Source organism: Micromonospora zamorensis (genome assembly GCF_900090275.1).
GTDB classification, from domain to species: Bacteria; Actinomycetota; Actinomycetes; order Mycobacteriales; family Micromonosporaceae; genus Micromonospora; species Micromonospora zamorensis.
Window position 1 is genome coordinate 2,913,455 of sequence record NZ_LT607755.1, and the last position, 23,762, is coordinate 2,937,216.

Annotated in this window: 25 protein-coding genes and 1 tRNA gene; 7 read left to right on the top strand and 19 right to left on the bottom strand. The window is 72.1% G+C overall.

Features of this window, described 5'->3' with window-relative positions; translation table 11 throughout:
* Positions 1-9 precede the first annotated feature (9 nt).
* From GA0070619_RS12690 to GA0070619_RS12715, 6 genes are all read right to left on the bottom strand, one after another.
* The gene (locus GA0070619_RS12690; RefSeq protein ID WP_030327710.1) at positions 10-342 is read right to left on the bottom strand and encodes a small basic family protein; all 333 of its coding nucleotides are present in this window, start codon (positions 340-342) and stop codon (positions 10-12) included.
* A complete protein-coding gene (locus GA0070619_RS12695; protein WP_088948245.1) occupies positions 339-1,283 on the bottom strand; it encodes a DUF881 domain-containing protein in 945 nt (314 codons plus the stop codon). The genes GA0070619_RS12690 and GA0070619_RS12695 overlap by 4 nt, the downstream gene beginning before the upstream one ends.
* The gene (locus GA0070619_RS12700) at positions 1,280-1,912 is read right to left on the bottom strand and encodes a CDP-alcohol phosphatidyltransferase family protein (protein ID WP_088948246.1); all 633 of its coding nucleotides are present in this window, start codon (positions 1,910-1,912) and stop codon (positions 1,280-1,282) included. Before GA0070619_RS12700 ends, GA0070619_RS12695 begins: the two co-directional genes overlap by 4 nt.
* Before the next feature lie 293 nt (positions 1,913-2,205).
* A complete protein-coding gene (locus tag GA0070619_RS12705; RefSeq protein ID WP_088951761.1) occupies positions 2,206-2,670 on the bottom strand; it encodes a MarR family winged helix-turn-helix transcriptional regulator in 465 nt (154 codons plus the stop codon).
* Between the two features lie 56 nt (positions 2,671-2,726).
* Positions 2,727-3,899, bottom strand: a complete 1,173-nt coding sequence (locus tag GA0070619_RS12710) for a PP2C family protein-serine/threonine phosphatase (RefSeq protein WP_088948247.1) — start codon at positions 3,897-3,899, stop codon at positions 2,727-2,729.
* 72 nt (positions 3,900-3,971) lie between these two features.
* Entirely contained in the window at positions 3,972-4,718 is a 747-nt protein-coding gene (locus GA0070619_RS12715; RefSeq protein ID WP_088948248.1) for an SAM-dependent methyltransferase, read from the bottom strand.
* 117 nt (positions 4,719-4,835) lie between these two features.
* Here GA0070619_RS12715 and GA0070619_RS12720 point away from each other — a divergent pair, with 117 nt between their 5' ends.
* Genes GA0070619_RS12720 through GA0070619_RS12730 form a run of 3 tightly spaced genes read left to right on the top strand, consistent with a single transcriptional unit; the run spans position 4,836 to position 6,461 of the window.
* Entirely contained in the window at positions 4,836-5,717 is an 882-nt protein-coding gene (locus tag GA0070619_RS12720) for a universal stress protein (protein WP_088948249.1), read from the top strand.
* A gap of 58 nt (positions 5,718-5,775) precedes the next feature.
* Entirely contained in the window at positions 5,776-5,988 is a 213-nt protein-coding gene (locus GA0070619_RS12725; protein WP_088948250.1) for a phosphatidylethanolamine-binding protein, read from the top strand.
* On the top strand, positions 5,985-6,461 hold the full coding sequence (locus tag GA0070619_RS12730; protein ID WP_088948251.1) for a hypothetical protein: 477 nt from the start codon (positions 5,985-5,987) through the stop codon (positions 6,459-6,461). The genes GA0070619_RS12725 and GA0070619_RS12730 overlap by 4 nt, the downstream gene beginning before the upstream one ends.
* 12 nt (positions 6,462-6,473) lie before the next feature.
* Here the strand turns inward: GA0070619_RS12730 and GA0070619_RS12735 are convergent, their stop codons facing one another.
* Entirely contained in the window at positions 6,474-6,677 is a 204-nt protein-coding gene (locus tag GA0070619_RS12735; RefSeq protein ID WP_088948252.1) for a hypothetical protein, read from the bottom strand.
* Positions 6,678-6,809: 132 nt separating this feature from the next.
* Between GA0070619_RS12735 and GA0070619_RS12740 the strand changes: the two genes are divergently transcribed.
* Positions 6,810-7,460 (top strand): hypothetical protein, encoded by a 651-nt coding sequence (locus GA0070619_RS12740; protein WP_088951762.1) that lies wholly within the window; start codon positions 6,810-6,812, stop codon positions 7,458-7,460.
* Positions 7,461-7,467: 7 nt separating this feature from the next.
* Here the strand turns inward: GA0070619_RS12740 and GA0070619_RS12745 are convergent, their stop codons facing one another.
* The 5 genes from GA0070619_RS12745 to GA0070619_RS12765 all read right to left on the bottom strand — a co-directional run bounded on the left by GA0070619_RS12745 (position 7,468) and on the right by GA0070619_RS12765 (position 10,752).
* The gene (locus tag GA0070619_RS12745; RefSeq protein ID WP_030492012.1) at positions 7,468-7,653 is read right to left on the bottom strand and encodes a hypothetical protein; all 186 of its coding nucleotides are present in this window, start codon (positions 7,651-7,653) and stop codon (positions 7,468-7,470) included.
* A gap of 71 nt (positions 7,654-7,724) precedes the next feature.
* Positions 7,725-9,002 carry a hemolysin family protein gene (locus tag GA0070619_RS12750; RefSeq protein ID WP_088948253.1) on the bottom strand — a complete coding sequence of 426 codons (1,278 nt, stop codon included), beginning with the start codon at positions 9,000-9,002 and terminating at the stop codon, positions 7,725-7,727.
* Between the two features lie 79 nt (positions 9,003-9,081).
* Positions 9,082-9,279, bottom strand: a complete 198-nt coding sequence (locus tag GA0070619_RS12755) for a hypothetical protein (RefSeq protein ID WP_030327722.1) — start codon at positions 9,277-9,279, stop codon at positions 9,082-9,084.
* A 53-nt stretch (positions 9,280-9,332) separates the two neighbouring features.
* Positions 9,333-10,073, bottom strand: coding sequence for a hypothetical protein (locus GA0070619_RS12760; protein WP_088948254.1), 741 nt, complete (start codon positions 10,071-10,073; stop codon positions 9,333-9,335).
* A gap of 70 nt (positions 10,074-10,143) precedes the next feature.
* Positions 10,144-10,752, bottom strand: coding sequence for a TetR family transcriptional regulator (locus tag GA0070619_RS12765; RefSeq protein WP_088948255.1), 609 nt, complete (start codon positions 10,750-10,752; stop codon positions 10,144-10,146).
* Between the two features lie 92 nt (positions 10,753-10,844).
* Between GA0070619_RS12765 and GA0070619_RS12770 the strand changes: the two genes are divergently transcribed.
* Positions 10,845-11,885 (top strand): NAD(P)-dependent alcohol dehydrogenase, encoded by a 1,041-nt coding sequence (locus tag GA0070619_RS12770; RefSeq protein ID WP_088948256.1) that lies wholly within the window; start codon positions 10,845-10,847, stop codon positions 11,883-11,885.
* Between the two features lie 29 nt (positions 11,886-11,914).
* Here GA0070619_RS12770 and selB read toward each other — a convergent pair whose 3' ends face one another.
* From selB to GA0070619_RS12805, 7 genes are all read right to left on the bottom strand, one after another.
* The gene (selB, locus tag GA0070619_RS12775; RefSeq protein WP_088948257.1) at positions 11,915-13,669 is read right to left on the bottom strand and encodes a selenocysteine-specific translation elongation factor; all 1,755 of its coding nucleotides are present in this window, start codon (positions 13,667-13,669) and stop codon (positions 11,915-11,917) included.
* A 2-nt stretch (positions 13,670-13,671) separates the two neighbouring features.
* Complete coding sequence (selA, locus tag GA0070619_RS12780) at positions 13,672-14,976, bottom strand: L-seryl-tRNA(Sec) selenium transferase (RefSeq protein ID WP_088948258.1); 1,305 nt, start codon at positions 14,974-14,976, stop codon at positions 13,672-13,674.
* Between the two features lie 20 nt (positions 14,977-14,996).
* Positions 14,997-15,092: transfer RNA gene (locus tag GA0070619_RS32355), tRNA-Sec, on the bottom strand.
* Positions 15,093-15,105: 13 nt separating this feature from the next.
* Complete coding sequence (gene nrfD, locus GA0070619_RS12785) at positions 15,106-16,326, bottom strand: NrfD/PsrC family molybdoenzyme membrane anchor subunit (protein WP_172862042.1); 1,221 nt, start codon at positions 16,324-16,326, stop codon at positions 15,106-15,108.
* Complete coding sequence (locus GA0070619_RS12790; protein ID WP_088948259.1) at positions 16,323-17,435, bottom strand: 4Fe-4S dicluster domain-containing protein; 1,113 nt, start codon at positions 17,433-17,435, stop codon at positions 16,323-16,325. Before GA0070619_RS12790 ends, nrfD begins: the two co-directional genes overlap by 4 nt.
* Positions 17,425-20,697, bottom strand: a complete 3,273-nt coding sequence (gene fdh / locus GA0070619_RS12795; protein ID WP_172862043.1) for a formate dehydrogenase — start codon at positions 20,695-20,697, stop codon at positions 17,425-17,427. The genes GA0070619_RS12790 and fdh overlap by 11 nt, the downstream gene beginning before the upstream one ends.
* 495 nt (positions 20,698-21,192) lie before the next feature.
* Positions 21,193-21,756: a hypothetical protein gene (locus GA0070619_RS12805; RefSeq protein ID WP_088948262.1), complete on the bottom strand. Its 564-nt coding sequence runs from the start codon at positions 21,754-21,756 to the stop codon at positions 21,193-21,195.
* An 892-nt stretch (positions 21,757-22,648) separates the two neighbouring features.
* On the opposite strand from GA0070619_RS12805, the gene GA0070619_RS12810 reads away from it, so the two are divergent.
* The gene (locus tag GA0070619_RS12810; protein WP_088951765.1) at positions 22,649-22,990 is read left to right on the top strand and encodes a hypothetical protein; all 342 of its coding nucleotides are present in this window, start codon (positions 22,649-22,651) and stop codon (positions 22,988-22,990) included.
* Positions 22,987-23,646, top strand: coding sequence for a nucleotidyl transferase AbiEii/AbiGii toxin family protein (locus tag GA0070619_RS12815; RefSeq protein ID WP_088951764.1), 660 nt, complete (start codon positions 22,987-22,989; stop codon positions 23,644-23,646). The genes GA0070619_RS12810 and GA0070619_RS12815 overlap by 4 nt, the downstream gene beginning before the upstream one ends.
* The last annotated feature ends 116 nt before the right edge of the window (positions 23,647-23,762 follow it).

The following is a 23,762-nucleotide window of genomic DNA, read 5'->3' on the forward strand; positions in this document are numbered from 1 at the left end:
CAACCCAACCTACGCCCGGAACAGGTGCCGGCGGATCGCCGCCACGTTGCCGAAGATGCGCACACCCAGCACCACCACCACACCGGTGGACAACTGCCCGCCCACCCCCAACTGGTCACCCAGATACACGATCAGACCAGCGACCAGCACGTTGGAGATGAACGACACCACGAACTGCTTGTCGTCGAAGATGCGGTCCAACCTCGCCCGCACCCCACCGAACACCGCGTCCAACGCGGCCACCACCGCGATCGGCAGGTACGGCTGCAACGCCGCCGGCACCGTGGGATCAAGCCACACACCGAGCACCACACCGGCGAGCAACGCCAGCACCGCGATCATCGGCCACCTCCGGAGGGGCTAACGGTCGTCGTCGGACCAGACGACCCAGGACTGCCGGAACGGACACCCGACGCGGAAGGGCTCGGACTGACCGACGGCTTGGCGTAGCGTAGCTGCGGCTCCGGAGCCGCCGGCAGGGTGAGGTCATCCGCCTCCCGCACACCGAACGACAACCCGGTCTTCTGCGCGACCTCCCGCATCAGCGCCGCGTTACGACTGTCCTCGAACTTGCGCCGCATCGAACCCGGCCCGATCGCCGACACCTCGTACGGCCCGGTCACCGGCCGGAAATCCACCAGCATCACCTCACCCGCCGACCGGATCGTCGACGTCGACGTCAACCGCTGCCCGTTGATGGAGACCGCCTCCGCGCCGGCACTCCACAACGCGTTCGCCACCCCCTGCAGATCGCTGTAGAGCACCCGCGACGGCCCAGCGCCAGCACCGGTCACCACGTCCGCCTTGTCCGGAGCATCCGCCAACCGCACCACGACACCGTCACCGCGCACCCGACCCAGCCCCGTGCTCGCCTCCATGTCCCGCAACCGGGCGGCGGCCGTCCCGCTCAACGCCGCGTCGCGCTGCCGGCTGACCTCCTCGCGCAGCTGATCCGCGCGCGTGGACAACCGGTCGGTCTGGTTCTCCCGTTCCTTGATCTGCGCCACCAGGCCGGAACGGGCCTGGCTGCGCCCCGGCTCGTCCGCCATCGTCTGCCGGTACGCGACCGCGAACAGGAAACCGAGCATCACCAGCACGACCAGACTGACCGACCTCGTCGGCCAGGCCCGCCATCCCGCGGCGCGCCCGCTGGACGCCGACCGCTCACGGGCGGCCGCCGCGTCCGCGTAGCCCGGGTCCAGGGGATTGCGGAACAGTTCGGTGAGGAAATCCGGCGCGTACACCCGGTCCTGGCGGGGCTTGCCCGGCTCCGGCGCGCTCACGCAGCCGCCCCCGGGCCGCGCGCCGCGCGCACCAGCCGAGCCGCCTGCACGACGTACATCCCACCGGCCACCCAGTAGAGCACCAGCCCCCACCAGGCCAGCCCCCAGCCGATCGCGGCCATCGCCGTCGACGCAGCACTCCACTCGGTTGCCAACAGCAGCACCGGGAACGCCGCGAGCAGCAGGAACGTGGCGGTCTTGCCCACGTAGTGCACCGGCGGCGGTCCGTAGCCGTAGCGGCGCAACACCGCCAGCGAGGCGAGCAGGAGCAGCTCACGGGCCAACAGCGCCGCCGTGAATTGCCACGGCACCACCTCCCGCGCGGTGAAGGCGAGCAGGGTGGCGAGGATGTAGAGCCGATCGGCCAGGGGGTCGAGCAGCTCACCGAGTCGGCTCACCTGGCGCAGTCGGCGGGCGATCCAACCGTCGACCCAGTCGGTGGTGCCACCGATGGCCAGCACGATGATCGCCGCCACGTCGGCCCGCTCGACCAGGAACAGGTAGAGGAAGAGCGGCACGCCCAGCAGCCGCCCGAAGCTGATCAGGTTGGGCAGGGTGAGCACCTGGTTGCCGGGAGTCTGGTCACCGGTGTCCGGCGGTTGCTCTGCCCGAGCCGGCCGACGCGACACCGATCCTCCTCCACGGCACGTGGGCCCCGAGCCGACGTCGAGCGTCGCTGAGGGTCGTACGCGCTGTCGGGCCGGCCACCGCCGGCTCCCCCTGCGGCCCCTGGCGGGGCCCTCCCCTGATGCGGCCCGCGATCATCGATGATCGCGGGCCGGGTAAGTGCGCTGTCACTATATCGGGCTTGCCCCAGCGTCCCGGGTGCCGCCGTGCGGCGTCTGGGTGCGGCCCTGCCGCTCTGTGGCGTGGATCACCACGCGTAGAGCGTCCTAGGATACTAGTGGAAGGCGGGGCGTGCTCATGCCGTCTGCGCTGCGGGATCGGTCTGCTGCTCGGGCACCGACTGCGTCGCCGCCCGGCCGAACGCGAGCAACGCCAGCAACAGGTCGTGCTGCATCCGCGCCGGCATCCGATCCAACACCGCCTGCACCGCCCGCTGCCGCCGCTCGGCCAACTCCCCCAGCAGGGTCAGCGCCGCCGCGGTCGGCACCAGTCGCACCTCACGCCGGTCTCGTGGATCCGCCACCCGACGCAACAGCCCGGTCGCCTCCAGCCGGTCACAGAGGCGACTCGCCGACGACGGCACCACGTCCAGCAGCTCCGCCAACCCGTTGACGTTTGTCTCCTGCCGGCTGCTGATCAACGCCAGCACCCGCAACTGGGTCGGCGGCACCTGGTGCCGCGACGCGGCAGAGTCGAGAACGGCGATCAGTGTCTCGGCAGCCGCGTCGATCGCCGCGGCGAGATCCGCAGGTCGCTCCACCCGATGTCCCCTGCCGTCGTCGCGCTGCTGACCGCCCAGCCGGGCGGCGGCCACCCTCACCCGCCGCTCCGCCCACGCGGACCGTGCCAGTCCAGACAGACCACGACGGCGTCGTCGCGCAGATCGGAATCCGCGTGGTAGGCGTGCAGTTCGCGCATCACCGTACCAACCGCTTCGGCCGCTGGCTGCAACCGCGTGGCGCGCAGGGAACGCGCCATCGCCCGGTCCCCGTACGGTTCCCGACCCGCCGGCTCGGCGGCCCACACCCCGTCGCTGACCACGAAGAGGCGCTCACCGGGGGCGAGTTGCAACTCCTGCAGCTCGTAACGAGTTTCCGCGAACATGCCCAGCGGCATCTGCTGATCCAGCTTCACCGGCTCCACCACGGACCCCCGCACCCGCAGCATGTGCGGGGAACCGGCATCGACAGCCCGTACCTGACCCGTGCGGATGTCCACCTCCAGCAGCAGGGTGGCCACGTACCGGCGACCCCGGTGTTGGTAGAAGACGGTGTCCGAGGCCAGCTCGGCCTGCTCCACCAGGCCCCCGCCGGAGCGGCGCGCGTTGCGCATCGCGTTGACCGTGACCGAGGTCAGCATCGACGCGGTCAGACCGTTGCCCTCGCCGTTGAGCACCGTCACGGTCAGGCGGTCGCCGTCCAGGGACCAGTCGAAGTGGTCCCCACCCACCGTGTAGGCAGGTTCGAGTTGACCGGCCAGATCGAACGCATGGTGCGCCACACTGCGGCCCGGCAACAGATCCCACTGCATCTCGGCGGCCATCGTCATTCGCTCGCGGCGGCGCGCCCGCCGGTAACGGTCGGTCTCCCGGTCCGCCGCACGCATCGCCACCGCCAGGGCGCCGGCGATGTCGGTCGCCCGGCCGGTGACGGCCGGGTTGGCCACGTCGGGAAGCTCGATCAGCAGCACACCCAGCCGTTCCCCCCACACCGTCAACGGCAGGTAGAGCCGGCACGGGCCATCGCCGTCGCGCACCGGTTGCTGGCTGCTGAAACACCGCTGAGCCACGGTGTGACAGGCCAGGAAGCCCGCCGCCGGCAGATCCGGATCCAGCAGCGGCCAGAGCCCGCTGATCCGGTAGTCGGCGACGAACACGTCGGTGCGCAGCGCGCCCATCGTCGACCGGATCACCCGGTCCGCCGCCTCCGCCAGTTGGTCGGGCGGGGCGTCGCGCAGTGCGCGCGACACCACGTCCGGCACGTCAACCATGCTCGTCCTCTCCAGAAGCTTGCTACAGGGCAAGCATCATACGGACGCCCCCGGACGACCAAACCGGCGCGGTCAGTCGCCGTCCCGGGCCGCGAGGACGCCGTGGAACGCGTCCGGCACCTGCGCCGGCGGACCCTCCGGCCGCCACTGGGCGACCGGGACGATCCCGTCCGCCGTCGGCACCCAGCGACCCAGCAGCGGCGCGAACGCCGCCGGTGGACGCATCCGGAACTGCGGCCCCATCATCGCCAGCGCCTGCGGGTGACCCGCCAGCTCCTCGGTGTCGAAGTCCACGGCGAGCAGGCTGCCCGGCGCGGCGGCGGCGTACAGCTCGTCGAGCGTGCGGGTCAGCGTGTCGTCGTCGAGGAACGCGGCGAGCCCGAGAAAGACCACCCCGACCGGCCGTCGACCCCAGCCCGGGACGAAGCGGTGCAGCTGCGCCGGGTCGATAGTGCCGATGTCGGTCGCGTCGCCGAAGCCGTAGCCGGCCCGGTCGCTGCCCGCGAGGATGCTCTGCCCCAGCCGGATGGTGACCGGGTCGACGTCGGTGTAGAGCACTGTCGCGTCGGTGGCGACCTCGTGCACGTTGCCCATCGTGGGCACCCCCGCGCCGAACACCAGGAACCCGTCCACGCCCTGCTCGGCCATCGCCCGCACGGCCCGACCCAGGAACGCGCGCAGCTCCCGGAACACCGGCGCGCACGGCCCGTACGCCTGCTCGAAAGCGTTCGCGGCGGCCACGTCGACCGGGAAGTGATGCTGCCCGCCGAGCCAGAAGTCGATCATGCGTGCCGTGCTCGGCTGGTCCGGTTCACCCATCGATGACTCCCCCTCCCCGACCGCTCGTCGCCAGCGTACCGACCGGGACGCTGTCGGCGGTATCGCGACGCGGAGGCGCCCGGGCCCGCGATACTGGCCGCGAGCGGGAGGTGGGCGGTGAACTCGGCGAACAACGCGGCGGTGGTGGTCGGCGTGGACGGCTCGGAGCCGGCGCTGCGCGCCGTTCGCCTCGCCGCCATCGAGGCGGCGCGCCGGCAGCGACCCCTGCGGGTCGTGCACGGCTTCATCTGGCCGCTGCTGCACGTGCCGGTCTCCCCCGCCCCGGACGCGCCGCCCGGCGGTGGGCTTCGCCACCAGGCCGAGGAGCTCGTCGAGGCCGCGGTGGCCGAGGCCGAGGCGACCGTACCCGGGCTGTCGATCTCCGGCGAGATCATCGACGGCGAGGCCGCGGCGGTGCTGGTGGGCGAATCCCCCACGGCCGCGCTCATCGTGCTCGGCGACCGCGGGTTGGGCGGCTTCTCCGCGCTGGTGGTCGGCTCGGTCGCGGTGCAGGTCGCCGCGTACGCCGACTGCCCGGTGCTGGTGGCCCGCGGCGAGCAACGACCCGACGAACCGGTGCTGGTCGCGGTGGACGGTTCGGCGGCCTCCCGGCAGGCGGCCGACTTCGCCGCCGAGACCGCCGTGTCGAGCGGGGTGCCGCTGGTGGCGATGCACGCCTACCGGCACCCGGGCAGCAGCGGCCCGGGCGACATGCAACCCCTGGTGTACGACGAGGGGAAGCTGCACGGCGAGCAGGACCGGATGGTCGCCGAGTGGCTGAGCGGGCTGACCGAGCAGCACCCGGCGGTGCGACTCACCTGCCGGGCGGTCCACGGCCGGCCGGGCGCCGTGCTCGCCGAGGCGTCCCGCTCCGCCCAACTGGTGGTGGCCGGTGGGCAGGGGCGCGGCGAGGTGTCCGGGTTGCTGCTGGGGTCGGTGAGCCAGTCGCTGCTGCACCACGCGCACTGCCCGGTCGCCGTGGTCCGCGCGCCGCGTTAGGCCGGGGTTGGCCCGTCGCGAGACGGGTAGACGTCCGGACCGACGAAGGAGGCAGCAGATGCCAGGACCACGGCCGGGCAGCAACGCGTACGACAAGCAGCGGGCGCGGTTGCGCAACGCGATCGACGACTCCGGACGCCGGGTACCCGACGGCAAGGCCAACCAGGTCGCGAACAGGATCCTGCAGGAGGATCGCGGCCAGCGGGGCGTGGTGCGTGGTGAGCGCACGTACGGTCCCAAGAGTGAGCGCGAACCGGGCGACCCGAAATGAGGAGGGTCGACCTTGCCGACGGTGCCATCGCTGGCGCCGTCGGCAGCACCGCGCTGAACGTGGTCAGCTATCTGGACGTGGCGCTGCGGGCTCGACCGGAGAGCGACGTCCCCGGTGAGACCGTCGACCGGTTGGCCGATATAGCGCACGTGAACCTGGGGTCCGGGGCCCGGGCGGCCAACCGCCGCTCGGGCCTCGGCCCGCTGATCGGCTACGGACTGGGCATCGCCGCCGGCGTCGCGTTCGCGCTCTACGCCGGTGGCCGGCGCCAGCCGCTGCCGATGGCCGCCGGCGTGCTCGGGGCCGGCGTGATGACGATGACCGACGGGTCCATCACCGCGCTGGGCATCAGCGACCCGCGTACGTGGCGGCGCTCCGACTGGATCTCCGACATCGTTCCGCACCTGGCGTACGGGCTGACGGCCGCCGCCACCTGGAACAGGTTGCGGCGGCCGTCAGATCGCGGTCGCTAGCTGAAGGTCTGGTCAGCGGGTGTCGCTGTCGTCCTCGGCCACCGGTTCACCGGCCGGGCCGTACGGCGACACCTGCCCCTTGGGCACCGGGCGACCCTCATCGCCCCGCGACGATCCGCGGTTGAGTGGATGACCGGTCGGCGTGGGCCCCTTGCTGTCCTGACTGGTGGCGCCCTTGGCGTTACGCCGGAACTCCTCCTGCTGCGGGTTGACCATGGGTGTCTCCCTCCCGGTACGGCGGGCGGCATCGACCGCCTCCACCGTCGCATACCCGCCCACCCCGGCGGCATTCCGACAGTGGTCGCCGACGCGACGGCTAGCAGGGCCCGGATCGGGTACGCGGTGGGTGTGGGCAACGATCGAACGGTGGTGCGGGTCCTGCTGGACCGGCGTGGCCGCACGTACGCGGAGGAGGCCGGTATCCGGCTCTCCGACCGCCCCGGGCCGCTGTACCAGCTGCTGGTGCTGACCACCCTGCTGAGCACCCGGATCCGGGCGTGCGTGGCGGTGGACGCGGCACGCGAGCTGTTCGCCGCGGGCTACCGCACGCCGCAGGCGATGGAGGCGGCCAGTTGGCAGGAACGCGTCGACGCGCTGGGCCGGGGCCACTACCGCCGCTACGACGAGCGCACCGCCACCATGCTCGGCACCGGCGCCCGACTGTGCCTGGACCGCTGGCACGGTGACCTGCGACGGCTGCACCGCGACGCCCAGGGCGACCCCGTCGGGCTGCGTCGGCGGCTCACCGAGTTCCCGGGCATCGGCCCCACCGGCGCGGACATCTACCTGCGCGAGGCGCAGACGGTCTGGTCCGACCTGCGCCCGTACGCCGACCGGCGGGCTCTCGCCGGAGCGAAGCGGCTGGGCCTGCCCGGCAACCCGCACGGGCTGGCCACCCTCGTCGACGAACCGGACTTCGGCCGTCTCGCGTCGGCGCTGGTGCGGGTTGCGCTCGGCGAGGAGTCCGCCGGCGAGGTCACCCGCGTCGCCGCCCGCTGACGGTGTTTCACTTCACCGTCTTGTCTCCCGGCCGGGTCAGGTGCCACACCAGCAGGGCGGCGAGCAGCGCCAGGACCACCACCCCGCCGGAGATGCCACGGCCCTCCTCGGGGCTGCGACCCGCACTACCGAAGTAGATCACCGCGAGGCCGGCCAGCACCGTGACGAACGTACGAAACCCTCGGTCCTTCACATATCGCACAGTAGGTGGGCGCGCCCTGTTTAGCCGTATTGTTGGTTATTGTCCATCGACCGGGTGACAGGTCACCGCTCGCTGACGAAGCCGCGCAGCCGCACCCGACGCACCGCCCGATCGCGGACCTCCACCACCTCAAGGGTCAGCCCGGGCAGACGCACCGTCTCCCCCGGCTCACAGGGCAGGTGCCGCAGCCGGGCCAGCACCAACCCCGCCACCGTCGTGTAGTCGCGCGACAACGGGAAACTCAGCCGCACCCCGAGGTCGGGCAGGTCGTGCAGCGGGAAGTCACCGGGCACCAGCACGGACCCGTCCGCCTCCCGGACCACCCCGCGCACGTCGCGGTCGGTCTCGTCGTACAACTCGCCGACCACCTCGGCCAGCAGGTCCTCCATGGTGACCATGCCGTCGATGCCACCGTGCTCGTCGACCACCAGGGCCAGTTGCTGGTGCTCCTGGCGAAGCTGACGCAACGCGTCGGCGACCGGCAGGGTGACCGGCAGCAGCAGCGGCGACCGGACCTGCTCGCCCACCGGGGCGGTGCCGGCCCGCACCAGGTCGCGGATGTGCACCACCCCGAGCACCTCGTCCAGGCCACCGGGACCGGTGACAGGGGCGCGGGAGCGCCCGGCGGCGGCGAGCCGGCGCACCCCCTCGTCCGCGGTGAGGCTGGCCGGCAGTGTCATCACCTCCCGGCGGGCGACCAGGATCTCGCGCAGCGTCCGGCCGGCGATGTCGAACGCGCCGGTCAGGATCTCGCGCTGCTGGGCGGACAGGCCGCGCTGGCTGGCCAGCATCTCCCGCAACTCCTCCTCGGTCGTCTCCTCCCGGTTGGCCCGCGGGTCACCCCCGGCGAGCCGTACGACCGCGTCGGTGGCCCGGCTGAGCAACCACACCGCCGGTCGGGACACCCGTGCGAGCAGGTCCAGCGGGCCGGCGCTCAGCAACGCCCACCGCTCCGCCCGCTGCATGGCCAGCCGCTTCGGGGCCAGCTCGCCGAACACCAGCGTGACGAACGTCAGCAGCACCGTCACCAGCAGCACCGCGGCGGGACGGGCCGCGCCGCCGAGGAAACCCAGCGGGCCGACCAGCGGCTCGGCCAACGACACCGCGGCCGCCGCCGAGGCGAGGAAGCCGGCCAGCGTGATGCCGAGTTGGATGGTGGCCAGGTAGCGGTTCGGGTCGCGGGACAGCTGCACCAACCGGTCGCCGGAGCGGGACCGTCGGCCCAGCCGCCGCAACTGCCCCTCGCGCAGCGTCACCAGCGCCATCTCACTGCCGGACAGCGCGGCGTTGACCAGCACCAGCACGGCCACCAGCGCCAACTGCCCGAACTGACCGCCCATCGCGCACCCCCGTCCGCCGCCTCAGGTCACTCAACCGCAGCGGGGCCGTCCCCGGGCCTGGTTCGCGACCGCGCCCCGCTCAGTCGACCTCCAGGTCGTCCAGTGAGATGGCGTGCGTCATCAGCCACCGGGCCAGCGCCGACATCCCGAACAGCCACAGGGGCACCGACTCGGTGGGCCCGTTGGTGGCGTAGATGGCGAAGCGCAGGTCGGGCGCGCGGTACGCCTCGATCCGCCACCGGTGCTGCCGGTCCCGCCAGACCGCCGAAGGGTCCATGGCGTCACCGTAGGTGACCGCCGCCGGCCGGGGGGCCGGTTGGCCAGCACCGCTCAGCCCGGCACCACCGCCGTCCCGATCACGACCCGGGCAGTGGACACCAACAGGCTGATGCCCACTCCCGCGAGGACCAGCCAGCCGAAGCCACGCCACCCGGAGCCACGGTCGAGCACCGGCGTCGACGGTGGCCTCCAGAGCTCACGGTAGGTCCAGGCCAGCACACCCACCCCGAACGGCAGGAGCCCGACCCAGAACCAGAACCACCGGGTGCCGGCAAGGGGCGGCGCGCCGCCGATCAGCCGGCCCAGCCAGAGCACGGTCAGCACACCAGCGAGCACACCGGCGGTGCCCGCGATCCGGTGCGCGAAGTCGCCGCCGACATGCCAGGGACCGGCCACGGCAGCGAGCCGCGCGTCCAGCCCGGTGTTCGCCGACAGGTCCGGCTCGCCCGGGTACGAAGCCGAGGCGGGCGGTACGTCGAAGGTGTACCGGCTCTGGCCGTTCGACACGGTCCAGGCCAGCATCCCGCCGTTCGTCGCATGCTGCGGCCGAGGCCGGCTCCCCCAGTACGCGCCGTCGTCGGCCCAGCCCTGCGCCCGTTGGAAGGTCACCACCTGGCCAGCCGCGAGATCGCGGTCGAGCTGGGCCTCGGTGGATTCGCGCGGCTCGGCCCACCACGCCAGAGACGCCCACAGCACCCACAGCACCGGCAGCGCCCAGCGCAGCACCACCGGGACGACCTCGCGCCACCGGCAGCGGGAGGCTCGTGACCGGGTGGGGATCGCCTCGATCATCAGCCCACCGTCGCACCTCGGCGCACTGTTGTCAGCCCCGGATCGGCCGCGACTGACGGCCGTGCGGTGGTCAACGGTCCGGTTGATCCTGGTCCCTCGGCACAGTGGCTCGCCGAACGCAGTCGCGCAGCAGGGCGCGGCGTTGATCATGAACGTCGTCGGGTTCCTGGTTGCTGGCCGCGTAGACGTTGCTGACCGGCGACCAGGCCATGGACATGGCGATGACCAGAGCCATGAGGTCGAACGGGTCGCCCGCACGTACCCGCCCGGCGGCCTGCGCCTCGGCGATGGCCGTCAGCTTGCGATCGTCGTAGTGCTGGTGGGTCTCGACCAGGTGCCCGGCGGGCCTGCGCTCCAGTCGCGTCCAGGTCGCGAGGCGGATGAGGTCGGGGCGGCGCAGGTATTCGTCGTAGAGGCGAACGGCCCAGTCGGCAAGATCGTCAGCGTCGATCGGCACCACGTTCGTGATGCGCTCCAGTGAGCTGAGGAAGATCGCGTCGAAGAGTCTTTCCTTGTCGCCGAAGTAGCCGTAGAGCTGCGCCTTGTTGGTGCGCGCCGCCGTCACGATGCGTTCGATGCGTGCTCCGGCGATGCCGTGCTGGGCGAACTCCTCGGTGGCGGCGTCCAGGATGCGCTGGTAGGTCGCGGTGCCGCGCGAGGTCAGGGGCTGCTCCGGCATGCCGCCACTCTAGCAACAGAACAGTTGGTTTGCTTCTCTGCGCGACCAGAGCTACGGTCGACAGACCGAACAGTCTGTTTAAGGATGTGTGTATGCGAACGACCATCGGATGGCGGGCGAGCGGCCCGACGGCGCTGCGGCGTACCTCGCTGGAACGCCGTGACCTGCGCTCAGACGATCTGGCGGTGCGAGTCGACTACTGCGGCGTGTGCCACACCGACCTGCACTCCCTGCGCGACCATGACCAGCACGCGAAAGCGCCTCTGGTGCCCGGTCACGAATTCACCGGTGTGGTGACCGGGACCGGAGCCGAGGTGACTGCCTTCTCGGTCGGCGACCGCGTCGCGGTGGGCAATATCGTCGACTCCTGCGGCAGCTGTGCCATGTGTCGAACAGGACAGGAGAACTTCTGCCACTCCTTCCCGACTCTCACCTACGGCGGCACCGACCGGCGGGACGGGTCGACCACCTTGGGCGCCTTCTCCCGCGAGTACGTCGTGCGGGACCGCTTCGCCTACCCGCTCCCCTCCGGCCTCGACCCGGCCGCAGCCGCCCCGCTGATGTGCGCCGGCGTCACCGTCTGGGAACCGCTGCGTTCCCTCGGTGTGGGCTCCGGCAGTCGCGTCGCCGTGGCCGGGCTCGGCGGCCTGGGTCACCTCGCGGTCAAGCTGGCCGTGGCACTCGGCGCCACCACGACGGTCATCAGCCGCACCCAGGAGAAGCGCGACGACGCCCTCCGGCTCGGCGCACACGATTTCCTGGACTCCACCGACACCCGCCAGATGGCAGCGACCCGCGACACCTTCGACGTCGTCATCGACACCATCTCCGCTTCGCACGACCTCGCCCCGTACCTGAAGGTGGTGGCGATGGACGGCACCCTCAGCCTGCTCGGATACCTGGGCCCGGTCACCGTCGAGGCGATGGACCTGCTTGTCGGCCGCAAGAAGCTCAGCTCCGCCGGCAGCGGAGGCCGCCGTTCAACAGCCGAGATGCTCCAGTTCTGCGCCGACAACGGCATCGCCGCCGACGTCGAGGTGCTCCCGTCGGCGCAGGTGGAGACAGCACTCGACCGCCTCCGGCGAAACGACGTCCGCTACCGCTTCGTGCTCGACATGTCCGACCTGGACTGACAGCGGTTGACCCGGCGGGCGCCACGCCCTCAGGTAACGACGATGCGGGCGTCGTCGGGCAGTCGTCGGGTCGCGCCCCGACGGTCCAGCAACTCCAGCAGGGGCACCGCCACCCGGCGGGTGGTGTCCAACGCCTGCCGGGCCGCGGAGAGCGTGAACGGCTGCGGCAGCCCGGCCAGCACCCGGACCGCGTCGTCGAGCGCGTCGGGCAGCAACACCACGTTGTCGGCCAGCCGCAGCAGCGCGCCGGCCCGCACCGCGGCGCCGATCTCGCGCGGGCCCAGGCCGAGGTCGACGAGGCGGTCCGCCTCGGGGGCGCGAAACGGCCGGTCGCCGTATTCCGCGCGGACCCGCTGCACGGCCCGGGCCACCGGCTCGGGCAGCGCATCGGCGCCCGCCGCCCCGACCCGCCCGGCGTGGATCCGCAGCGGCGGCCGGACCAACGCCTCGACCAGCACCCGGTCGGGCAGGGCGAGGCGCTGGCGCAGCGCGTCCACCGGCATCCCCGGTTCCAACGGGTGCTCCCTGGCGTAGCGGGCGACCTCCTCGGTCACCTGCTCGCCGAGCCGCCGCCAGTGCGCCGGGTCGGCCAACCAGTCACCGGCCACCGGAGGGGCGTCCACCGGCACACCCATCCGGATCAGCGCACCGGCGCGGACCAGCCGGCGACGGCGCAGCTCCCCGGCCAGGTCGGGACGACCGTCCAACTCGGCGAGGACCTGTGCGCGGGTGACGGCGGCACCCCGGCGGGCCAGCGGTGGCGGCGCCACGTCCAGCACCCGCACCCCGCCGGTCACGTGGTGCCGCCCCGGGTCACGCAGCAGCGCCCGATCGCCCACCAGCAGCGGCAACGGACGAGCCAACCGCAGGCGTACGGTGTCCAGGCCGAGCGGGCGGACCCGTACCGGCACGGCCGCCGACCCGACGTGCAGGGTGAGGGTGGCCGGCAGGTCGGCCGCCGGATCGCCGGTCAGCCGCACGTCGACCAGGTCGGTGCGGTGGAACCGGCCCGGGGTGAGCAACGCATCGCCACGACCGAGCCGGTCACGGGGCGTACCCCGCAGGTTGACCGCCACCCGGGCCACCGCCGTCACCTCCGGCCGGGCCTCGCCCAGTGAGTGCAGGCCACGTACCCGCACCGGCTCGTCGGCCCCGGCCAGCTCCAACTCGTCGCCCACCCGCAACCGTCCGACGCCGAGGGTGCCGGTGACCACGGTGCCGCTGCCCCGCACGGTGAAACTGCGGTCCACCCAGAGCCGGACCGGGTCGTCCACCACCGGCGCGGGCAGGCCGGCGGCGAGCCGGTCCAGGGCGGCCCGAAGCTCCGGCAGGCCGGCGCCGGTCAGGCCACTGACCGCCACCGCCGGCACCGTGCCGAGGCTGGTCGCCGCGATCTCGGCCCGGGCGCGGGCCATGGCCGGCCCCGGGTCGGCCAGGTCCGCGCGGGTCACCGCCACCAGGCCGTACGCCACACCGAGCGCGTCGAGTGCGGCCAGGTGCTCGGCGGACTGCGGCATCCAGCCCTCGTCGGCGGCCACCACGATCAGCGCCGCCGGCACCGGGCCGACACCGGCGAGCATGTTCGGCACGAACCGCTCGTGCCCGGGCACGTCGACGAAGGCGACGGTGCCGCCGGACGGCAGCGTCGTCCAGGCGAACCCCAGGTCGATGGTCATCCCCCGGCGGCGTTCCTCGGCCCACCGGTCGGGTTCCATCCCGGTCAGCGCCCGGACCAGTGTCGACTTGCCGTGGTCGACGTGCCCGGCGGTGGCGACGACGAACACGGTCAGTCGTCCCCGGGTACGCGGAGCACGGCCGCGCGGACCGTCTCGTCGGCTTCTTCGGGCACGCAGCGCAGGTCGAGCAGGAGCCGGCCCCGCACCACCCGCCCGAGCACGGGCTGGTCGCCGGTGCGCAGCGGCTCCGCGTACCGCTCGGGCAGACTCAGCGCCCACGAGTCCAGCTCGACGCCGGGCGCCCCACCGCCGCCGACCACCGCGGCGGCCGGCACCACCTCCGCTTTGCGGCCGTCCGCTCCGAGCCGGTCGCGCAGCCGCTCCAACCGGCTGCGCAGCACACCCGGGTCGGCGTGCAGCGCCGTGCGGGTGGGCGTGTCCGGCTGGTGCAGGGTGGCGGCCAGCGCGGCCAGGGTGAGCTTGTCCACCCGCAACGCCCGGGCCAGCGGATGGCGGCGCAGCCGGTCGACCAGCGCGACGTCGCCGAGCAGCAGCCCTGCCTGCGGGCCGCCGAGCAGCTTGTCGCCGCTGGCCGTGACGAGCGTGGCACCGGCGCGCAGGGTGCTGGCCGCGTCCGGCTCGTCGGGCAGCAGCGGATCCGCGGTGAGCAGACCGGAGCCGATGTCGGCGACCACCGGCACGCCGAGGGTGGCCAGTTGTTTGACCGGGGTTGCTGAGGTGAAGCCGGTGACCTGGAAGTTCGACGGGTGCACCTTGAGCACGAACCCGGTCTGCGGGCCGAGGGCGGCGGCGTAGTCGGCGAGGGTGGTGCGGTTGGTGGTGCCCACCTCCCGCAGTCGCGCGCCGGTGCTCTCCAACAGGTCGGGCAGGCGGAAGCCGTCGCCGATCTCGACCAGCTCGCCCCGACTGACCACGATCTCCCGGCCGGCGGCCAGCGCGGTGGCCGCCAGCACCAGCGCGGCGGCGCCGTTGTTGACCACGTGCACGGCGCCCGCGTCGGGCACGGCGGCGGCCAGCGCGTCGAGGGCGTCGCGGCCGCGACGGGCCCGCCGACCGGTGCTCAGGTCCAACTCCACGTCGGTGTGCCCGGCGGCGGCCACCACCGCGGCGACCGCAGCCGACGACAGCGGCGCCCGGCCCAGGTTGGTGTGCAGCACGACGCCCGTGGCGTTGAGCACCACGCGGGGGCCCGGCGCGGGCAGCGCGGCGACCGCGGCGTCGCGAACGTCATCGGGGTGCAGCTCGCCACGGCGGGCCCGCTCCTGGGCCCGGGCGACGACCGCCTTCACCCGGTCCCGGCCGAGCGTCGCGCTGGCCGCGGCCAACCGAGGGTCGGCGAGCAGCGTGTCGGTGCGGGGCACCCGGCGTCGCGGGTCCACCGGCCCGTCACCCATCGCGTCATCTCCTGCACTGTTGGCGGAGACGGACGGGAATCGAACCCGCCTGGCCCGGGTCCCGGACCACACCGGTTTTGAAGACCGGGAGGGGCACCAGCCGCCTGAACGCCTCCACCGGACATTCGATCACATCGCGGGCGGGGCCGCCCGATCAGATGGAAGATCCATGCCCGCCCGCCGGGCGTCGGCCCGCTCGCGCTGCGGCACCACCGTGTACCGAGGGTCGCGCGCGGAGGCCACCCCGCCGTAGAAGATGCCGAACCGGGTCACCACCGACGCGGCCAGCAGCGCGGCGCCGGACAGCGCGCCGACCAGCCGGCTACGCCGACCGAGCAGCGCGCCGGCGACCCCACCGGCCGTCAACATCCGGCCGGCGCGCAGCAGCCGACCGGGGCTGCCCAGCCGGTAGGGCTCACTGAGCAGACCGAGGCGCGTCTCCACCCGATGCGCGCCGTACAACTCCAGGGCCGCCCCGGCCACCGCCATCCTGCGGGCCGGCCCCGCCTGGGCCGGCGGCGCGGCGAGCAGACCCACGCCGGCGCCGCTGGCCAGCGCGCTGCCCGCGAAGATCACCGGCAACTCGGGGTACGCCTCGTGCCAGGACGGCACCGCCGTGTCGGCGAGCAACACCCCGGTGTACGTGGCCAGCGCGGGCGCGGTGCCGGCGGCGAGCAGCCCGGCGACCAGCCCGACCGACGGCAACGCCCGACCGGCCAGCCCGAGCAGGCCGTGGCGCGGCAGCACACCGGCGGCTTCGGCGATCGCGGCGACACCAGCGGCCGGCCCGTACGCGGTGAGGATCCAGGTGCCCACCGACATCGGCGAGGTCGGCTTCGCCACGCGCAGCATGTGGTGGAACCGCGCCGGCCGGCCGAGGTCCTTGACGAGGAAGACCGCGCTGGCGCTCACGGCGGCCAGCGCGGTGACCCGACCGGCGCGTCGCAACGCCGGCCGGCCGGTGAGCTGCCCACCGGCGGCGAGCAGTGACGAGCCGGCCGCCAGCCCGCCGGTGAACAGGTACGCCGCGATGTCCCACTTCCAGACCGGCGCTTTCAGGATGGGCCGACCGTAGTACGAGGTGAACTCCGCCTCCGGCACCCGCAGTTCCTCGCCGCCTCCGCGACGCCCACCTCCGCGACGCCCGCCCCGCCGGCCGGGTTCGGCGGTGCGCCGCTGCTGTCCGACCGCCGAGCTGGTGCCGGCGCCGTTCGCGGCCGGCAGCCCGGTGCTCTCGCCGTTCGCGGCCGGCAACTCGGTGCTGGCCGTCGGTCGGTCGCGACCATCGGCGGCCAACCGGTCCCGGAAGCGACGGAAGATCTCGCCCACCTCGGGGCGCTGCGGACTCACGAGGAACCTCCGACGAACGCGGCGACGGTGGCCGCCGCCATGGCGAGGGCCGCGAGGCCGGCGCGCTTCCACATCTTCGGCAGGTCGCGGGTGGTCACGATCGGGTCCGGTGGCAGCCCGTACACCTCCGGCTCGTCGAGCAGCAGGAAGAACGCCCCGTCACCACCCACGCCGTCATTCGGGTCGTGCCCGTACAGGCGGGCCTCGGGGACGCCCCGCTCGTGCAGCGTCTCGACCCGCGCGGCGGCCCGCTCCCGCAACTCGTCGAGCGGCCCGTACTGGATCGACTCCGTCGGACACGCCTGCGCACACGCCGGGGTCATGCCCGCACCCAACCGGTCGTAGCACAGCGTGCACTTCCACGCCCGACCATCATCCTTACGCTGATCGATCACCCCGTACGGACACGCGGAGATGCAGTAACCGCACCCGTTGCAGATGTCCTCCTGCACCACCACGGTGCCGAACTCCGTCCGGAACAACGAACCCGTCGGACAGACATCCAGACACGCCGCGTGCGTGCAGTGCTTACAGACATCCGACATCATCAACCACCGGAAATCCGTACGCCCCTCCACACCGGACCCGCGCCCCGGCGGCTGCGCCCCGGGCATCCCCAGGAACTGTGGACCCGTGCCACCGCGGCCCGCGGCTGTCGGATCGGCCTCGATCGTGCCGAGCACATCCACCGGCCCGCCCCCGGACATCCAGGCGGCGGCGGACGGAGTGCCGGTCGGCACACCCGGGTCCGTGCCGGTGCGTTCACTGGTACCGGCCGCCACGGCCGCCGACGCCGCGCTGACCGAACCGTCGGTCGGCGTACCCGCGAACGGCGGTGTGCGGTGCCCGGCCGGCCGGGGCTGCTCGATGAACGCGACGTGTCGCCACGAGTTCGCGGTCAACGCGCCGGTGTTGTCGTACGACATGCCGAGCAGGTCGAGCCCGCTCTCCGGGACGCCGTTCCACTCCTTGCAGGCCACCTCGCAGGCCTTGCAGCCGATGCAGACGCTGGTGTCGGTGAAGAACCCCATCCGCGGCGGCGCGTCCTCGTAACCGGCGTCCGGCGCCGGATCCAGCGGCCCGTAGAGGCTGTTCGGGTCAGGAAGCACCGCGATCCCTCCCCTCACTGTCAGTGGTGACCGCCGGGGCGTTGTGGCCCGGGTTGATCCCGGCGCGCCGCTGGTAGTCGGCGACCAGGTCCAGCAGCGCCGGCCCGGTCGGCCGACGGCCGGCCCGCACGTCGCAGGTGCCGACCTTGCTCTCCTGGATCAGCACGTTCGGGTCCAGGCTGATGCCGAACAGGTCGTTGGCCGAGTCGCCGGTCACCAGACCCTCGAAACCGAAGTGGTACGGCAACCACACCTGGTGGATCACCCGGTCCTCGACCCGCAACGGACTGAGCCGATCCGTCACCAGCACCTTCGCCTCGATCACGGCACGACCGCTGACCAGGTGCGCCCAGCCCAGGTGGTCGAGACCACGTTCGACGGCCAGCTCCGGAGACACCTCCACGAACATCTCCGGCTGCAACTCGGCCAGCGGTGACACCGTCCGACTCATCCCACCGGCGGTGTGGTGCTCGGTGAGCCGGCTGACAGTGAACACGTACGGGAACACCTGGCTGTGCTCCTGCGGCGGGCTCGGGTTCACCGAGTTCACCGGATGCGCGTACATCTTGCGGGTCGGGTTGGCCTGCTGCCCGTAGAGCGGGTTACGCACCGGCGACTCCACCGGCTCGTAGTGCGTCGGCAACGGGCCGTCCAGGACACCGCTGGGCGCGTACAGCCAGCCCTTCCCGTCGCCCTGCATGATGAACGGGTCGTCGCCGGCGATGCCCTCCGTCCCGGACGCGCCGGGTGGCGGCCGGTACGACGGCGGTTTGGTCTTCTCGAAGTCCGGCACGTCGTGACCGGTCCACTCGCCCTTCTCGGCATCCCACCAGACGTAGCGTTTGCGCTCACTCCACGGGTTGCCGTCCGGGTCCGCGGACGCACGGTTGTAGAGGATGCGCCGGTTCGCCGGCCACGCCCACCCCCACTCGGCGGCCACCCAGTCCTGCTCGTGTCGGGACTTGCGCCGCGCCGCCTGGTTCACGCCATCGGCGTACACCCCGGTGTAGATCCAGCAACCGATCGCGGTGGAGCCGTCCGCGCGGGCCTCGGCGAAGCTGGACAGCGGGCGGCCGGTCGTCACGTCGTACCCGTTGATCTCGCGCAGCACCGCCTCGGCGCTCGGCTCCGCGTTCGGGCCGTGCGTGGGGTAGTCCCAGGTGAGGTCGAGCAGCGCACGGTCGCGCGGCAGCTTCGAGTCGGCCAGCTTCTCGCGCAGCTTGCGCCCGAGGTGGTAGAAGAACCACAACTCGGAGCGGGCGTCGCCTGGCGGCTCGACGGCCTTCTCCCGCCACTGCAACAGGCGCTGCGTCTGGGTGAACGTGCCCTCCTTCTCCACGTGCGAGGCGGCGGGCAGGAAGAACACCTCCGTGCGGCACTCCTCGGGCACGATCTCCCCGGTGGCGACCTCGGGACCGTTCTGCCAGAACGTGGCACTTTCGATCATGAACAGGTCCCGGACGACCAGCCAGTCGAGGTTGGCCATGCCCAAGCGCTGTGCCCGGCCGTGCGCCGAACCGACCGCCGGGTTCTGCCCGAGCAGGAAGTACCCCTTGATCTTCCCGTCGATCATGTTCAGCACCTGCTGGTAGGTGCCGTGGTCACCGGTCAGCCGCGGCAGGTAGCCGTAGCAGTAGTCGTTCTCCGGTGTCGCCGCGTCACCCCAATACGCCTTGAGCAGGCTGGCGGCGAACGACCCGGCGTTACCCCAGAAGCCCTTCTGGCCGGGGTGCCGGATGCTGTCCACCCACTCGTCGAAGGTCGGGTGGTCGGCGTGGTGCGGCATCGGCAGGTAACCCGGCAGCAGATTGAACAGCGTCGGAATGTCCGTGGACCCCTGGATGCTGGCATGCCCGCGCAGAGCCATCACCCCACCACCCGGGCGGCCCATGTTGCCGAGCAACAGCTGGATGATCGCGCCGGTGCGGATGTACTGCACACCCACGCTGTGCTGCGTCCAGCCCACCGAGTAGATCAGCATCCCGGTGCGCTCCCGGCCGGAGTTCTCCGTCCACGCCCGGGCCAGCTCCAGGAACTTGTCCTGGGGGATGCCACAGACCCGCTCGACCATCTCCGGGGTGTAGCGGGCGAAGTGTCGCTTGAGGATCTGGTAGACGCAGCGCGGATGCTGCAACGTCTCGTCCCGCGGGGTGTCCCCGTCGACCTGCGCGCCGTGCGACTCGTGCTCCAGCCCGGACGCGGTGTCGCGCTCCTTGGCCGTGTGCCCACTGCCGGACGAGTCCTCGTTGCCCTCGTACTGCCAGCTGTCCTGCACGTAGGTGCCGGTCTCCGGGTCGAACCCGGAGAAGAACCCGTCGCCGTCCTCGGTGTCGCTGAACTGCTCGCTCACGATCGTCGCCGCGTTCGTGTACGACAGCACGTACTCCCGAAAGTCCAGCTCGTTGTCGAGGATGTAGCGCACCACGCCACCGAGCAGCGCGATGTCCGTGCCCGCCCGGATCGGCAGGTACGAGTCAGCCAGCGCGCTGGTGCGGGTGAAGCGTGGGTCGACGTGGAAGACCTTCGCCCCCCGACGCTTGGCCTCCATCACCCACTGGAAACCCACCGGGTGCGCCTCAGCCATGTTCGAGCCCTGGATGACGATGACGTCAGCGTTGGCGATGTCCTGCTGGAAATCCGTCGCACCGCCACGACCGAAGCTGGCCCCCAGACCGGGGACGGTGGCGGAGTGTCAAATACGGGCCTGGTTCTCGATCTGCAACGCTCCCGCCGCGGTGAACAACTTCTTGATGAGGTAGTTCTCCTCGTTGTCCAGCGTCGCCCCACCCAGACTGGAGAAACCCAGCGTCCGGTTGAGCGGCCGGCCCTGCGTGTCGACGTCCTCCCAGGTCTGCTCACGAGCCGCGAGCACCCGGTCGGCGATCATGTCGAGCGCGGTGTCGAGGTCCAGATCCTCCCACTGCGTCGAGTAGGGACGGCGGTAGCGAACCTTCGTCTGCCGCAGCGGGCTGGTCACCAGGCTCTTGCTGGCCGAACCCTTCGGGCAGAGCCGACCCCGCGAGATCGGGCTGTCCGGGTCGCCCTCGATCTGACTGACCCGCCCGTCCTTGACGAACACCCGCTGACCGCAGCCAACGGCGCAGTACGGGCACACCGAACGGGCCACGCTGTCGGCGGTTTCCGTGCGAGCCGTGAGCGCACGGGATCCATCGGACTTCGCCGCGGCACCCCGGCCCAACGGGTCGGTGCCGGTGAGCTGGCGGTAGACCGGCCAACCCTCGATGAAGGTACGCAGACCCATGCCCCGACACCCCCTCCCACGCGAGCGACCCCATGAACATAGGCCAGCCGAGACATCTTCGCGAGCGGAGGGAAGTCAGACAGCGCCGCCCCCGGCCTTGTGGGCTCGGGGGCGGCGCTGGTGTCGGTGTGCAGGTCGCCTCTCGGCGAGTGGCGCGACGCGGCTCCAGCCGAACGGTATTCCGCGAAGGCAATATTAGGTGAGGCCCGGGGACACTGAGTCACACCGACACTGACCACAACCACCCAGCCCCCGCCCGTGTTCCCGCTTTCCTGCCCGAGCCCCGCCCCGGCCGGGCCGGGCCGGGCCGCCCGCCCGCTTGGGTCGATCAAGGAGTTGTGGTGCTGGACAAGACCACCCGAACCATCCCCAGTCCGGCACCACAAGTTCATGATCGACCCGAGCCAGGGACGCGTGTGGTGCAGACATGCCGCTGGCCGGCACCCCGGGTGGGGTGCCGGCCAGCGGTCGGGTCGTTCAGTGTTGGTGTTGGTGTCAGCTGTTCCAGTGCTGGGCGACGAGGTCGGTGGCCTGCTGTTCCCACTGGGCGTAGGCGTCGGGGTAGGCGGAGACCTGGACGGTCTGCGCGGCGTCGGTCAGCGCCATGTCCTGCCACCCGTCAACCTGCTTGAGGCCCTTGAGGAACGCGGTCGTCGAGTAGGCGGGGTCGGTGATCTGCTCCGGCGTGCCCCAACCACTGGTCGGGCGCTGCTGGAACAGGCCCAGCGAGTCATGGTCATTCTTGTCGCCGAGGTGGCCCAGGTTCTCCAACTTCGACTCCTGCAGGCTCGTCGCGATGGAGATGACCGCGGCGCGCTCGGGCAGGCCGGCCTTCTTCGTCGCGGCGATGATCGCCTTGACGTTCGCCGTCTGCTCATCGTTGAGGGTGATGTGGGACTGCTCGCCCTGGGGCTTCGGGGCGGCCGACTGCACCGCCACCGCGACGGGCTTGCCATCCACGGTCGGGTTGGCGTGGGCGGCGATCGGGCCGGCGAAGACACCACCGGCGAACGCGAGACCAGCAACAGACAGCATGCTCTTACGGAAGATCGTGTTCATGGGGGTAGCTCCTTCGGGGGTAGGAACACCCGCACCGCCAATGGGGGTCGGCGACACAAGGGTGTGAGCACCTCGTCCGGCGCTGCTCAATCAAGGGGAAAAGTCTTAGGAGGTCGGCACCGTCAAGCGGGGGGGCTTGCGGGGGCCGGGTCGGCGGCCTGCGAGCGGGGGCTCGGGCGCCGGGTTCATGTGTAACGACCGGGGGTCGGGGGTCATTCCCGGGTGGCTCCCCGACGTCCGCTCGTGCGATGCGGTAGTCGGGTGGTCGCTCGTGGGGACTGCAACGACCGAGGGCCCGGGGTCATTCCGGGGGCCGGGCCATCCCGTCGTACCCGATGGAGCGGGGTGCTGGGGAGGCTTCAACGATGCGGGCCGGGTCGGCATTCCAACCCCGCGACCAGCTGTTCCAACCCCGGTGGGCGGGGCGGCGAGCCGGTGGTCCTGCGATCGTCAGAGTGTGTAACGACCCCGCCCCGGCCATCATTCCGACCCACTGGTGCGACCGCTCACAGGCGAAACACCCCAGAGGCCGCGAACCTCGTACCGCGATCATCGGCGCGCTCGACTCGACCCCTCAGACCAGACAAAAGCCCTCAGCCTCGGACGTGGTCGGCCCTCAGGACGCTAAATCGGGCTTGATCGACTCGGCTTCCTGAAACCCGGGGTGTCCGAGACGGCATGACACCGCGACTTCAAGAAACCCGAGTTGATCACGGAGACCTCAGCCGTCGCAGGCGGGGGCAAATCGGACGAACCTCCGTTGGAGGATGCCCGACCGGGGCGCTCGGGCGGCCACTTGGCCTGGGCTCGGCGAAGCACCGTCAACAGCCTGCGGCAGGGCGCAGGGATCGTCTTGAGCGACACCGGCTCGGGTGGGCGTTACCCTGACACCATGCAGGCCCTCTCCCCCACCGCGACCGGCGTGGCCTTCCTGGCCCGACCGGGTCGCCCTGCCGTGGTGGCGCGGACGCTCGTCGAGCTGGCCGGGCCCACTCGCGGTGTGGTGGAGTTGCCGGTGCGGTTGATGTGGAACGCCGAGCGCACCTTCGACCTCGCCGACCCCGACCAGCTGCTCTGGATGTACGAGAACGTGCTGCGCGAGACGACCCGCACCGAGGACCTGCGCGTCCTGATCAACGGGCGGACGCTGCGCCGGGTGTGGCGACTGCTCAACCTGCCTCGGGGCGTACGGCAGGCGTGGGAGAGCCGGCACCGCGGCCTGCGCGCGGCGTGACCGAGCCTCATCTGCACGACTTCTACCGGGAGGTGGCCCGGGTGGCGCTCACCGCCGCCGGACCGTACCGGTTCGTGTTGGGTGGCGGGGTGGCCTGGGCGGCGCACGGGTTGGTCGCCCGCCCGACGGAGGACGTCGACCTCTTCGCGGACGTGGAGGGTGCCGCCGCGGCGGCCTCCGCGGGGGTGCGCGGGGCGTTGGAGCGAGCCGGCTTCCTCGTCACCGACGCCGACCCGGACAGTGAGCTGGGCGAGCTGTTCGACGGGTACGAGCAGGACATGAAGGACTTCGTGGTGAGCCGGGACGGACGGCAGATCCGGCTCAGCCTCGCCCGGTTGGACCGCCAGCAGAGCCCGGTGGTGATGGACCTCGGCCCGGTGATGGACGTCCGCGACCTGGTGGCCAACAAGATCGCGGCACTGGTCAACCGGCGGGAGGTTCGTGACTTCATCGACGTGGCGGCGGCGTTGGAGCACTACGACGTGACCGAGCTGCTGGTGCTGGCACGGCAGGTCGACCCCGCGCTGGACCCGGACGACGTGCGCGCCGCCGGCCGCTACCTGGACCGCCTGCCCGAGCAACGCTTCGGACGTTACGGCCTGAGCGCCGCCGACATCGCCCAGGTCCGGCAGCGCTTCGCCGCCTGGCCGCGCTGACCCAGCCGCCGTCGACGAACCACGCAGCGAGACGGGCAACGCCCTTGCGGCGGTGAGCTGGTCGGCGGGTCCGCCCGCGCAACGAACCACGCACCGAGACGGGCCGCTGGCCCAGC